Source organism: Kitasatospora sp. NPDC056273, from assembly GCF_042268845.1.
Lineage (GTDB): Bacteria > Actinomycetota > Actinomycetes > Streptomycetales > Streptomycetaceae > Kitasatospora.
The window spans coordinates 98,567-111,444 of sequence record NZ_JBHJSJ010000017.1; the positions used below are offsets into that span (position 1 = coordinate 98,567).

Genomic DNA, 12,878 nt, shown 5'->3' on the forward strand with positions numbered 1-12,878 from the left:
CACCGCAGTGATCACGGCCCTCGACCACGTCCAGCTCTCCGCACCACCCGGCAGCGAGGCACTGCTGCGCGCCTTCTACGGCGACGTCCTCCAGATGGCGGAGCTGCCCAAGCCCGGGCCGCTGACCGGCCGCGGCGGCTGCTGGTTCGCCGCCGACGGCGGCCGGGTCCGGCTCTACCTCGGCGTCGAGGAGCGCTTCCGCCCCAGTACCAAGGCCCACCTCGGCCTCGCGGTCTGCGAGATCGACGACTTCGCCCACCGGCTCGCCGAACTCGGCGCGCACGTGGTCTGGGACGACAGCCTGCCGCCCCAGCGCCGCTTCTACACCACCGACCCCGTGGGCAACCTCCTGGAGTTCGTCGAAGCCGCGGCCCCCTGACCGGACGGGGCCGGGCGCGTCACAGCGCGGCTTCCGCCCCGGGTTCGAGCTCGAACTCGGCGTCGTCGGCGTCGTAGTCGTACAGCTCCGCGTACCGACCCCAGTCGATGGCGGTCTCCAGCTGCCGGCGCGCGCCGACCGGGTCGAAGCCGCGCCGCAGCAGGTCGAGGAAGAGGCCCTCGCGCAGGGTGTGGTCCTCGGTGGCCGCCAGGGACTGGACGATGGCGCGCACCAGCGGGGCACGGCGGGCGGCCAGCCGGGCGAAGAGCTGCTTGCTGGCGAGGATGTCGGCGGCCGCGAACTCCCGGCCGACGCCGGTGACCGCGATCCGGCCGGCCATGGTGGTGGCCAGGCCCAGCAGGACGGCGGCGTCCACGATCGGCAGGAGGTCGTCCACCTCGAAGTTGAGCTCGTCGGCGATCTCCGCGAGGCTCTCCTCCCCGCCCATCGCGAGCAGGATCTCCAGCAGGCCGGCGAGGCCGCCCACGCTCGCCTGCGGCAGCGGGACGGTGATCGGGGTCTCGACCGGACGGGCGGCCGGTCCGGCGCCGGCGGCCGCGCCCTCCTCCCGCCCGGTGAGGATGCCGTAGACCGTGTCGACCAGCGCCTCGAACTGCGGGGTGCGACGGTCGCGGGGCCGGGTCAGGTCCACCGTGAGTTCGGCGCGGATCCGCCCGGGGTTGGAGGAGAGCACCAGGATCCGGTCGGCGAGCAGCACCGCCTCCTCGATGTTGTGGGTGACGATCAGGATCGCCTTGACCGGCGCCTCGTGCCCTTCCCACAGGCCCACCAGCTCGGAGCGCAGGTTCTCGGCGGTCAGCACGTCCAGCGCGGAGAACGGTTCGTCCATGAACAGCGCGTCCGGCTCGACCACCAGGGCCCGGGCGAACCCGACCCGCTGCCGCATGCCTCCGGACAGCTCCTTGGGGTAGGCGCCCTCGAAGCCGTCCAGACCGATCAGGTCGATCGCGTCCAGCGCCCGTCGGCGCCGCTCCTCCTCCCCCACCCCGCGGGCCCGCAGGCTGAGTTCGACGTTCTGCTGGACCGTCAGCCACGGCAGCAGCGCGAACGACTGGAAGACCATCGCCACCCCGGGGTTGGCGGCGGTGAGCGGATCGCCCCGGTAGGAGACGGTGCCGGACGACGGGGCGATCAGGCCGGCCAGGCAGCGCAGCAGGGTGGACTTGCCGGAGCCGGACTTGCCGAGCAGGGCGACGATCTCGCCCTCGACCAGGCGCAGGCCGATGTCCTCCAGCACCGGCAGGGCCCGCCCGTCGGGGGTGGTGAAGGTCTTGGTCACGCCGACCGCCTCGACGATCGGGGTGTGGACGGTGCTGGTGGTCATCGCGCTCCCTCGGTCCTCGGCCTCTCGGTCCCTCTGTCTCGCCGTCCCGCTGTCTCGCCGCCCCTCGGTCTCTCGGTCCCTCGGCCCCTCGGTCAGAGTGCGTAGCGGGTGTCGGCGATCCGGTAGAGCCTGCGCCACAGCAGGCGGTTGAGGGCGACGACGTAGATGCTCATGACGCTGATCCCGACCAGGATCCTCGGGAAGTCGCCGGTGGCGGTGGCGGCGGTGATGTAGGCGCCGAGCCCGGTCGCGGTCAGGTGGTGGGATCCGTAGTCGACGACCTCGGCGACGATGGAGGCGTTCCACGCGCCGCCCGCCGCGGTGATCCCGCCGGTGACGTAGTACGGGAAGACCGCCGGCAGGATGAACGCGCGCCACCGCAGCGTCCCGCTCACCCCGAAGCCGGTCATCGCCTCGCGCAGGTCGGAGGGGATCGCGTAGGCGCCGGCGATGACGTTGAACAGGATGTACCACTGCGCGCCCAGGGCCATCAGCAGCACCGCGCCGACGTTCAGCGAGATGCCCACCGCCACGAAGAGCACCGTGGCGAAGGGGAAGAGGAAGTTCGCGGGGAAGCTCGCCAGTACCTGCACCACCGGCTGGGCGAAGCGGGTGACCTTGGGGTTCATGCCGATCCACACACCGATCGGCACCCACACCACGGTCGCCGCGACGAGCAGGACCACGACCCGGCCGAAGGTGACCGCGCCCAGCCACAGGGCGTGGACGAACTCGCCCAGCCCGACCGTGGCGTCGACGTAGTCCAGGGCCCGCCAGGTGCCGAGCAGCACCACGGCCGTCACCGCGCCCGCGAAGAACACGTCCCCGGTTCGCTCGCGCGCCGCCGGAGGGGCCAGCGGGTGCTCGGCCAGGCCGAAGGCCCGGGTGCCGCGGTCGAGCGCCGTGCCGACCGGCCGCAGCGGCCGTCCGAGCAGCTCCGGCACGCTGGAGCGGCGCAGGAGGTCCAGCACGGCGCTGCGGGGCCGCTCGGCGGCCTCCGACTCCTCCACCCGGAAGCGCTCCGACCAGGCCACCACCGGCCGCCAGAACAGCACGTTCACCCCGACCACCATCACGACCATCACCGCGATCGCGATGCCCACCTTCCCCAGGTCCCCCTCCTGGATCGCGGCGGCGGCGTAGGACCCGATGCCCGGCAGGGCGTACTGGTGCCCCAGGACCCTGATCGACTCGGACGCGGCGAGGAAGAACCACGCCCCGCCGAAGCTCATCATCCCGTTCCACACCAGCGGGATCATCCCGCCCGGCACGTCCAGCTGCCAGAACCGCTGCCACTTGGTCAGCCGCATCACCCGGGACGCCTCGTCCAGCTCCCCGGGCTGGCTGGTCAGCGAAGCGTAGAAGGCGAACGTCATGTTCCACGCCATCGACGTGAAGATCGCGAAGATCGACGCGCACTCCAGCCCCAGCGTGGAACCGGGGAAGAGGTTGATGAACGCGGTCACGGTCACCGACAGGAACCCCAGCACGGGCACCGACTGGAGGACGTCCAGCACCGGCAGCAGCACCTTCTCCGCCCGCCGCATCCGCGCCGCGGCCGTGGCGTAGACGAAGGTGAACAGCACGGAGACGACGAGCCCCACGAACATCCGCAGCAGGGACCGCACCGCGTAGTACGGCAGGTCCGACGGATCGCTCGACACCCTGGACGGCGCCTGCTCCGGCAGGAACGGCGCGTCCAGCGACGGGGCCAGCCGCAGCAGGCCGTACAGCAGCCCCACCAGCGCCGCCGTCACCAGCACGTCCACCCAGCGCAGTGCCGGGCGCCGCCACACGCCGCGGGAAGGGAACCCGCCCTCGCCCGACATCCGCACCACCCTCCGAAACCCCTGGTCGCCGCCGTCCGCGCCACTGAACCACGCCCGGCCCGCCGGACCGCCCATCCCCGGGCACGCGACGGGACCGCTCACCGGCACGGACCAATGCCCCGGGCCCGGGCCCGGTGGTGTCTCAGGCCGCGAGGCCGACGTCGAGGACCGGGGCGGCACCGGCGGGGCGATAATTCCGGCCGGTCTCCGCAACCCGCCTGTTAGGCTCCGCGGGTGTTCATCGTGATGTTCATCTGACGGTCCTGGGTCCCTCCCGCCCAGGTTCTGATCCGTCGAGGGTGCGGTTCCCCATGCCCTCCGGACTTCGATCACCGTCAGACGTCGGCGGCCGCGCACACGACCCCGGCCGCGCATCATCGGAGCCTCCTCATGCTCGCAGTGCTTCTCCTTCCCGGCGCGCTTCGCGCCTTCCTCCCCGCCCTGGTCGCCCGGTCCGCCCTCGCGATGGGCGGCCTGGCCCTCCTCCTCGCCGTCCAGGCCAGTACGGGTTCGTACTCCCAGGCCGGCTTCGCCACAGCGACGTTCGGGATCGCCAACGTCGTCGCCGCCCCCTGGCGCGCCCGGGCCGTCGACCGGCTCGGGCAGCGGATCGCACTCACCGCCATGGCGGCAGGCCAGGCCTCGGGGTTCGTCGCCCTCGCGCTCATCGCGGGAGCCGAGGGCGTCGCGGATGCCTGGTTCCTCGTCCTCAGCGCGGTGGTCGGCCTGACGGCGCCGCCCCTGGGGGCCGCGATGCGGATGATCTGGGCGTCGCTCACGACCGCCGGTGACCAGCGGACGAAGGCGTTCAGCATCGACGCGGTGTGCGAGGAGCTCCTCTTCGTCGGCGGTCCCGTCGTCATCACCGCGGTCATCGTGGCCACGTCTCCCGCCACCGGCCTCTGGGTGACCGCCGCCACGGTCTTCCTCGGCACCGCGGCGATGACGTCCAGCGCGTCGTCGGGGGCGCTGCGCGGAACCGGAGGGGGCGTCGCTCGGGGTGACCGCCCGCTCCAGCAGCCGGGATTCGCACGGGTGTTGACCGTCCTCGTGGGCGTCGGCGGCGTGCTCGGCGTCGCGGAGATCGCGGCGCCGGCCGTCGCCGCGCAGCGTGACGCCGTCGCGGCCTCGGGCTGGCTCCTGGCGGCCTTCGCCGGCGGAAGCGCCCTCGGCGGGTTCCTCTACGGGCAGCTGAAGCTCACGTCGGGAATCGGCGCGAGGCTGTTCACCCTGTGCACCGGCATGGGGCTCGCCGCGGTGCTCGTGTCCCAGCTGCACCCGCTCGGTCTCTTCGCCGTGGGCCTCGCCCTCGTCGGCCTCTTCCTCGCCCCCTCCCTCATCACCGGGTACCTCATCGCCGACACCGTCGTCCCGGAGTCCGGCCGGACGGAGGCGTCGACCTGGATCAACACCTCCGTGAACCTCGGCGCCTCGCTGGCGTCCGCCGCGGCCGGAGTCGTCATCGACAGGTCCGGCGGCTGGTTCGCCCTCCTGCTCATGGGAGCGATCGCTCTCGCTCTCGCCACGGCCGCGCCGTTCGCACGACTGCGCGAGATGGAGCGGCCCGCGGCCCCGGCTCCCGATCGTTGCGAGAACGGCTGACGATCCCGTTGGCGTCACCGACGCCGACACCGGGTCCGGGCCCGGACCGGACCGGACCGGACCGGACCGGCCACGACGAGCGACGAGGCCGCAGCTTCCGGGCTGCGGCCTCGTCACGGTGAGGAGCGTTTCAGTGCCGAACGCCGCCGTGGCACAGCCGGGCGGTGTGGACGGTGTCGGCCGTGAGGTAGAAGGCGTCGGGACGTCCGAGGATGCCCGCGGACGTGTCGCTGTCCAGGAGCTGCTCCAGCGTCGCGCGGTCCTCCGGATCCAGCCGGTCACCGATCCGGTCGCGCAACCGGGTCAGACGCAGGTGCAGGTACTCCCGCGCCGACATCCCGAGGGGGGACGTGAGATCGGTGAAGAAGCTGCGCGTCCCACTGGGGACGAGCCCGGCACGGGCGAGCATGGCCGGCCAGTCCTCCACCGTCGCGGCCACGCCCGGCAGTTGGTCGCGCATCGCGCCGAAGGCATCCTCGGCGGCCGCGTCCAGGCGGGCCTGCAAGCCCGGACGCCCCGTGCCGATGTCGCGGGGCAGGAAGCGCGGGGGAAGCCCGCTCTCGGCGACGGCGAGGAGTCCGCCCGGCCGCAGGCAGGCGACCAGGGAGCGCAGTGCCGCCTGCTGGTCCCCCACCTGCTGGACGCCGTGACGGCTCCAGATCAGGTCGGCGGCACCCAGCGCGTCGAACTCGCCGCTGACGTCCGTCAGTTGAGTGACGACGCGGTCCGCCACCCCCTGCGCCGCCGCGCGCGAACGGACCTGTTCCAGGAGGCCGGGCGACCGGTCGACGGCAACGACCTCGGCGTCCGGGAAGGTCTGCGCCAACAGGCAGGTCACCACGCCCGGGCCGCTGCCGACGTCCAGCACCCGGTGGACGGGGGCGTGTCCGCCGCCGCCGATCCGCAGCAGACCCCGCAACCACTCCACGGCCCGCAGGAGAGCGGGGGCGTGCACGCCGGCTTCGCGCTCCTGGAGCGCGCCGGAGGCGTCCCACCCGAGGTCCTGGTCGTGATGCGGGTTCATGAGTCCATGCCTTCCTTCGTGGGTCGGTCCGGGTCCGCGCTCAGCGGAGGAAGGGTGCGAGCTGGCGCTCCAGGACCGGCTTCGGCGCGGCCCCCGTCCACACCATGGCGACGGCGCCGTCGGTGTAGACCACGAAGGCGGGGATCGACGTGACCCCGTGCCGCTCCGCCAGTCCGGGCTCCTCGTCGACGTTGATCTTGACGACGTCCAGGACGCCCGCGTGCTCGGCGGCCAACGCCTCGACGATGGGAGTGACCCTGATGCACGGCCCGCACCACGCGGCCCAGAACTGGACCAGGACGGGGCGCTCCGCCTTCAACACGCGGGCGGGGAAGGTCTGTTCGGTGACACTCTCCACGAAGCGGGTGGACTTTTCGGCCATGGCGGGGCTCTCCTCTTCCGGTGCGTTCGCGCACGAGCGCCGCTCCCGGCGGGACCGGACCGGGACCGGGGCGGCGCTCGAACCTCAGCTCCGAGGGTGCGCCCGCAATCGCGGAGGCGGCAAACAGGCTTGCCGTTTTCGCAAATATGGTTCCTGGTTCAGGGAAGGTGCGGGGGCCGGGGCACGCTCGGTCTACGATGCGGCCGGGTCGTGGAACGACGCGTCGGCGGGCCCCTGACGGAAGCCGGTGAACCGTACCTGAAGGCCCTCACGCTGCGGGGAGCAGCAGAACGGGCCGGCTGATGCCACCGCCTCCGGTGCCAGCGGGGCGAGCCGGACCATGCGCCACGGGTCGTCGTCGCGACGGGCCCGGATCGTCAGGGCATCGCCGACGCGGCTGGCCCGGACGGTGATGTGGCGCCCGTTCCAGTCGGGCACGGGGGCCAGGGACCAGTCGGACTGGCCGCGGGTGACGACGGCGCCCAGGTGCGGGACGCCGTCCGTCATCTCCACGCCGGCCTTGATCCACGTCCGCTCGTCCACCCGGACCATGAGTCCGGCCTGGTCGTAGAGGGCGTCGAAGTCGGCGACGAAGGTCACTTCGACGGCGCTGGCGTCCGGCAAGGGGGTCAGCAGCGCGTGCCCGTCGTCCCGGACGAAGCCGTAACTGGTGGTGCGCCAGAAGTCGCTGCGGTCCCGGGTGGTGACCAGCAGCCCGGAGCCGTCGTGGACGGCGTCCAGCGGAGGGTTGAGCCAGGTCGCGTCGTCCCAGCCGATGGTGTGCTGATCGCTCATGTCTCTGCTTCCGTTGTGCGGATGGGGCGCTCGGTCGGTGTTCGTCGGCCCCGGACTCCTCCGCGCCAGTCGACACGAGGGGAACCCGTCGCGCGGCGGGCGTCTACGGGTGGTGGAGGGCGTCGGCGTGGCGTCCCGTCAGCAGGCCCCCGGGGGCCAGGAGGATGCCGGCCCCACCGCGCCCGTGCCGGACACCGGCCGCCCCCGGCCCAGGGTACTGGCCAGGGTTCGACACTGGCTCGACGGGCCCGTGGTCCCGGGATCGTGGTCGGTGGACGCCGCACGGCTTCCACGGCCGCGAAGGAGCTGACGGGGGTGGGGCCTGTTGGCAGGGGCTTCCGGCGTCGGCACGACCGCCCTGGGGCCCGCACGCCGACCAGCGCCGGACGCCTTGCCGGCCTGCCGGAACCACGGGTGGACGGGCTCCGCGACGACGACGCCCGGACGTTGCTCGACTCGATGCCGCCCGGTCCGGTGCACCCCCGCGTGCGGGACGCGATCGTCGTCGAAGCACGCGTCAACCCGCCGGCGCTGCGGGAGCTGCCGCGCGGTGGGAACGAAATCAGGAAGGGGCAAGGGGACATGACCGGGTTCCAGCGATGGGGCGTCGCCACGGCGATGGTGGGCCGCGAGGACGAGCAGGCGGAGCTCGCGGCGTTCGTGACGGCCGCGACGGGCCAGGCGCTGGTCCTGCGGGGGGAGACGGGGGTCGGCAAGAGTTCGTTGTTGAGCCACGCCGCCGCGCTGGCGGAGCGGGAGAGCCAGGTCGTCATCCGGGCCGCCGGTGTCGAGGCGGAGTCCGAGCTGCCCTATGCCGGGCTGCACCAGGTCCTCCATCCGCTGCTCACCGACGTCGCGCGGCTGGACGACGGGACCCGGGCGGTGTTCGACGCCGTGTTCAGCGGAGTGCGGGGCGATCCGCCGTCGGTCATGGCGCTCGGCATCGCCGTGCTCAGCCTGCTGTCGCTCTCCGCCGCGCAGCGGCCGCTGCTGCTGGTCCTCGACGACGCGCAGTGGCTGGACGACTCCAGCGCCGACGTCTGCGGCTTCGTGGGCCGACGCCTGGCCGGCGGCCCGGCGAAGATGCTGGTCGCGGTCTGCAGCGACATCACGTCCCGCTTCGACACCGCCGCACTGCCCGAACTGCCGGTCACCGCCCTCACCGACGAGGACGCGGCCCGCCTGCTGGACCACCGGTACCCGGAGCTGAGCCGACAGGTCCGTCGGATCGTCCTGGAGCGGGCCCGGGGCAACCCGCTGGCCCTGCTGGAGCTGCCCGCCCACTTCGCCGGCCGGTCGAGCGATCTCCCGGTCGAAGACCTGATCGGTCAGCACGGCGTGCCGTTGCCCCGACGGCTGCAACGGCTGTTCGGCACCCGCATCGCCGCCCTCGACGAGCGGGTGCGGACCGAGCTGCTGATGGGCGCGCTCGACGGCGCCGGGGCCCCGAGCGGCACCGACACCGTCCCCGGCACCCGTTACGGCATGCGTGACGCCGACACGGCGGTGGCCGCGGGGCTGCTGGACGTCGAGGTGGTCACCGGCGATCTCGTCTTCCGGCACCCGCTCGTACGGTCCGCCGTCGTGCGGATGGCCACTCCCAACCAGCGCCGCGCCGCCCACCTGGCGCTGGCACAGGTTCACCGGGAGAACCTCGAACGCCGGGCGACGCACCTGGCGGCGGCAACGGTCGATCCGGACGAGGACGTCGCCGACATCCTGGAGGCGGCGGCCGAGTCGGCGACCCGGCGCGGCGGCGCGCTGGCGGCCGTGGCCTGGCTGACCCGGGCCGCCGAGCTCAGCGAGACCCACACCGGCCGGTCCCGGCGCCTGGCCGACGCGGCCTTCGTCGCCGCTCACGCCGCCCGCCTCGGCCAGGCGCACCGGCTGGTCCAGGCGGACCTCACGCCCGGCTCGACGGGGTCGCCGGCCTCGGTGCTGGCGGCCGCCTACCGGGCGCTCCACCAGGACGGGGACGTCCGCTCCACGCACCGCCAGGTCTCGGCCGCGATCGAGAAGCTCCGGGACGGCGGGTCGGCCGTCGCGTCGACCGTCGGCGAAGCCGAACCTGACGAGGTCCTCACCCGACTGGTGGTCCTGCTCCTGACGATCAGCCAGTACAGCGGGGACCGCGCGGCCTGGGAGAGCACGCACGAACTCCTCGCCTCCCTGGGCAGCCTCCTCACCCGGCGCTCGCGTCTCTACAGCGGCACCTGGAGCGACGTGACCAGGCACGGAGCCGGCTTCGCCGGGCCGGTGCGACAGGCCGCCGCGACCCTGCCGGATCTGGAACCCTGGGACGTCACGCAGTTCGGCGCGGCCGCGTACCACCTCGACCTCCTGAGCCACTACCGCCCCCACCTGCAGCGTGTCGTCGACCGCGAGTTGGAGACCGGGGCCGTGGCAACCGGCATGGTCATGCTGCACCAGATCATGCTCGACCAGTTGACGGTCGGAGAATGGGCCGAGGCCGAGGACACCGGACAACGCGGCCTGGACCTGGCGACCGAGCACGGCCACCAGCTGTTCGCCGCCCAGAGCCGCGCGTACCTGGCCCAGCTCGCGGCGCTGCGCGGACAGGTCGGGCGGGCCCGGGACCTGCAGGCCGAGGTGGACGCCTGGGCCCGCCCGCGCGGACTGGGATTCCTGACCCAGGTCGCCGACGCCGCCGGCGCGACCGCCGCGCTGAGCTCCGGCGACTACGAGACCGCGTACCTCTACGCCATCGGCATCACCCAGCCGGGCAAGTTCCGGCCCTACGCCTACCAGGCCTCGCGCACCCTGCTCGATCTCGTCGAGGCCGCCCGGCACACCGGACGCGTCGACCAGGCCCGGGCGCACGCCCTCGCCGCCCGCGACGCCGGTCTGCCGGAGGTGTCGCCCCGCCTGGGGCTGATCACCTACGGCGCGCTGGCGATGACCGCCGAGGACGAGCGGGAGGCCGCCGAGATGTTCACGCGCGCCGAATCCCAGCCGGACGCCACCCGCTTCCCGTTCGAGCTGGCCCGGATCCGGCTGGCGCACGGCATCCGGGTGCGCCACGTCCAGGGCCCGGCCCCGGCGCGGCAGTACCTGGTCCCGGCGGCCGAGGTGTTCGAGCGGCTGGGCGCGGCCGGCTGGACCGAACGGGCCCGGGCCGAACTGCGCGCCACCGGGGCCCCGCCCCGCGTCCCGACGCTGACCGTGGCCCCGCTGACCTGGCAGGAACGCCGCATCGCCGACCTGGCCGCCGGCGGCCTGACGAACAAGGAGATCGGCGCGCGGATGCACCTGTCGCCGCGTACCGTCAGCTCGCACCTGTACCGCGTCTTCCCCAAGCTGGGCATCACGGCCCGGGCGGCACTGCGCGACGCGTTGAGCCGGACCGACGCGGCGCAGGTCTGATGCCCGCGCTCACCCCTGTGGGGCCACGGCCTCGACGCCGTTGGCGGCCAGCCAGCCGAGGACGTGGTCGGCGACCGAACGCCAGCCGCTGTCGAACACCAGGGAGTGCCCCCGATCGGCGAACTGCTTCAGGTCCGTCACGGCGGAGGAGTCGCCGTAGAGCTTGTAGACCGAGCGGGTCACGGCGTCCGGGACCATCCGGTCCTCCTGGCCGGAGACCAGCAGCAGCGGTCCGCGCGCCGTATTGGCCGTGTCCACGACGGTGCCGACCGGCCCGGTGGCGGTGCCGTCGAGACCGAGGTCCGCGAGCAGCCGGAGCGGGGCCGGGACGGCGTACCGGTCGAAGAGCCGCTCGGCCTCCCCCTCTCCGACCGTGTTGACGACGAGGTGTCGGAACCGGGCGCGCGGCAGCTGCCCGAAGCCCGGGTGCCGGGTCGGGCCGGCCGACATCAGCGGCCACGGCCGGGACCGGCCGTCGGCCGGCGGCACACCGCCGGCCGGCAGCGGCGCGAGGGCGACGGCGGCGCGGCCGAGGTCGGCCCCGAGGAGGTGCTGGGCGATGAGGCCGCCGGCCGAGTGCCCGATGAGGACCGGCGGGTCGTCGAAGCTGCGCACGACCTGCTCGTAGTGGGCTGCGAGCGCGGCGAGCCCGAGGTCGCGCGGCGGGCCGGGATCGCGGCGGGCCCGGTCGGCGGTGTGGGCTTCGCCGGGCCAGCCCGGGACGCACACCGCGTAACCGTACGCGGTGAACCGCTCGGCCCAGCCCTCCCAGGAGGACATGTGGAACCACGCACCGTGGATGAGGACGACGGGGGTTTGTTTCACGGCCAGACCTTCCGAATTGCACGCACGACGATCCGCCGGCATCACGGCGCTCCTTCGAGGATCACCGAGCGGCAGGCCGGCGGACACAGTCGAATGACTGAATCCGGCGCCCCGGCAGACCCTTCGCGGGTCCGCGGGCGACTTCCCGCGTCTCGACGTCATGTGACCGATGCGTCCGGCCGGCGGCCGGAGAACAGTGGAGGCACCAGCGGGTCTCCAGGAAGGATCAGACATGATCGACAGGCGTGCCTTCACCAAAGCGGTCGGTCTCGGCATGGGCGCCACGGCCGTGTCGGTCGGCGCGGTCTCGAACGCGCCTGCCGCCTTCGCGGCCGGTTCCGACCGGCCCGGCCGCCCGGCCCCGGTCGTCCCGGCCGTCACCGCGGGCACCCACACCACGTTCACCGACCTGAAGCGGGTCCAGGCCGGCGTGCTCGACATCGGCTACGCCGAGGCCGGGCCGAAGCACGGGCCCGTGGTCATCTGCCTGCACGGCTGGCCCTTCGACATCCACAGCTATGTCGACGTGGCGCCGCTGCTGGCGGACGCCGGCTACCGGGTGATCGTGCCGTACTTGCGCGGCCACGGCACCACCACCTTCCTGTCCCCGACGACCGTCCGTACCGGGCAGCAGTCCGCGATCGCCCTCGACGTCATCGCCCTGATGGACGCCCTGAAGATCCCCGAGGCGGTGCTGGCCGGCTTCGACTGGGGCTCGCGGGCCGCCGGCACCGTCGCGGCGCTGTGGCCGGAGCGGGTCAAGGCCCTGGTGGCGGTGAGCGGTTACCTGATCGTCAACCTCCCCTCGCAGAAGAACCCGCTGCCGCCGAAGGCCGAGCGCACCTGGTGGTACCAGTACTACTTCGCCACCGACCGCGGCCGCGTCGCCATGGAGACCAGGCAGAACCGGCACGACCTGTGCCGGCTGGTGTGGGAGGAGACCTCCCCCACCTGGAGGTTCGACGACGCCACCTTCGAACGCACCGCGGCGGCGTTCGAGAACCCCGACTACGCCGCCATCGTGATCCACAACTACCGCTGGCGTCTGGGCCTGGCCGACGGCGAGCGCCGCTACGAGCACTACGAGCGGCTGCTCGCGGCCCGACCGCCCGTCACGGTGCCGGCCATCGCCGTGGACCCCGCCCTCGACCCGTTCCTGCCCACCACCGACGGCAGTGGGTACCGGAAGTTCTTCACCGGCCCCTACGAGCACCGCGTCCTCACCGGCATCGGCCACAACGCGCCGCAGGAGGCGCCGACGGCGTTCGCCCAGGCCGTGGTGGACGCCGACCATCTGTGACCCCTGCTGATCC

General features: G+C 73.3%; 10 protein-coding genes. 4 read left to right on the forward strand and 6 right to left on the reverse strand.

Annotated features, from left to right (window positions below; genetic code table 11):
- Positions 1-7: 7 nt before the first annotated feature.
- Complete coding sequence (locus ACFCY1_RS17890; protein WP_375875151.1) at positions 8-379, forward strand: VOC family protein; 372 nt, start codon at positions 8-10, stop codon at positions 377-379.
- 19 nt (positions 380-398) lie between these two features.
- On the opposite strand, the gene ACFCY1_RS17895 is transcribed toward ACFCY1_RS17890, so the two are convergent.
- Positions 399-1,724: a nitrate/sulfonate/bicarbonate ABC transporter ATP-binding protein gene (locus ACFCY1_RS17895; protein WP_049650703.1), complete on the reverse strand. Its 1,326-nt coding sequence runs from the start codon at positions 1,722-1,724 to the stop codon at positions 399-401.
- Positions 1,725-1,816: 92 nt separating this feature from the next.
- Positions 1,817-3,553 carry an ABC transporter permease gene (locus ACFCY1_RS17900; RefSeq protein ID WP_375875152.1) on the reverse strand — a complete coding sequence of 579 codons (1,737 nt, stop codon included), beginning with the start codon at positions 3,551-3,553 and terminating at the stop codon, positions 1,817-1,819.
- Positions 3,554-3,943: 390 nt separating this feature from the next.
- Between ACFCY1_RS17900 and ACFCY1_RS17905 the strand changes: the two genes are divergently transcribed.
- Positions 3,944-5,155: an MFS transporter gene (locus tag ACFCY1_RS17905; protein WP_375875153.1), complete on the forward strand. Its 1,212-nt coding sequence runs from the start codon at positions 3,944-3,946 to the stop codon at positions 5,153-5,155.
- Between the two features lie 130 nt (positions 5,156-5,285).
- Here the strand turns inward: ACFCY1_RS17905 and ACFCY1_RS17910 are convergent, their stop codons facing one another.
- The 3 genes from ACFCY1_RS17910 to ACFCY1_RS17920 form a co-directional block, all read right to left on the reverse strand.
- A complete protein-coding gene (locus tag ACFCY1_RS17910; RefSeq protein WP_375875154.1) occupies positions 5,286-6,179 on the reverse strand; it encodes a class I SAM-dependent methyltransferase in 894 nt (297 codons plus the stop codon).
- A 40-nt stretch (positions 6,180-6,219) separates the two neighbouring features.
- Complete coding sequence (locus ACFCY1_RS17915; RefSeq protein ID WP_375875155.1) at positions 6,220-6,561, reverse strand: thioredoxin family protein; 342 nt, start codon at positions 6,559-6,561, stop codon at positions 6,220-6,222.
- Between the two features lie 192 nt (positions 6,562-6,753).
- Positions 6,754-7,356 carry a DUF1349 domain-containing protein gene (locus ACFCY1_RS17920; protein WP_375875156.1) on the reverse strand — a complete coding sequence of 201 codons (603 nt, stop codon included), beginning with the start codon at positions 7,354-7,356 and terminating at the stop codon, positions 6,754-6,756.
- Positions 7,357-7,974: 618 nt separating this feature from the next.
- Here ACFCY1_RS17920 and ACFCY1_RS17925 point away from each other — a divergent pair.
- On the forward strand, positions 7,975-10,740 hold the full coding sequence (locus tag ACFCY1_RS17925; RefSeq protein ID WP_375875185.1) for an AAA family ATPase: 2,766 nt from the start codon (positions 7,975-7,977) through the stop codon (positions 10,738-10,740).
- Positions 10,741-10,749: 9 nt separating this feature from the next.
- Here the strand turns inward: ACFCY1_RS17925 and ACFCY1_RS17930 are convergent, their stop codons facing one another.
- Entirely contained in the window at positions 10,750-11,565 is an 816-nt protein-coding gene (locus ACFCY1_RS17930; protein ID WP_375875157.1) for an alpha/beta hydrolase, read from the reverse strand.
- Between the two features lie 232 nt (positions 11,566-11,797).
- On the opposite strand from ACFCY1_RS17930, the gene ACFCY1_RS17935 reads away from it, so the two are divergent.
- On the forward strand, positions 11,798-12,865 hold the full coding sequence (locus ACFCY1_RS17935) for an alpha/beta fold hydrolase (protein ID WP_375875158.1): 1,068 nt from the start codon (positions 11,798-11,800) through the stop codon (positions 12,863-12,865).
- Positions 12,866-12,878: the final 13 nt, after the last annotated feature.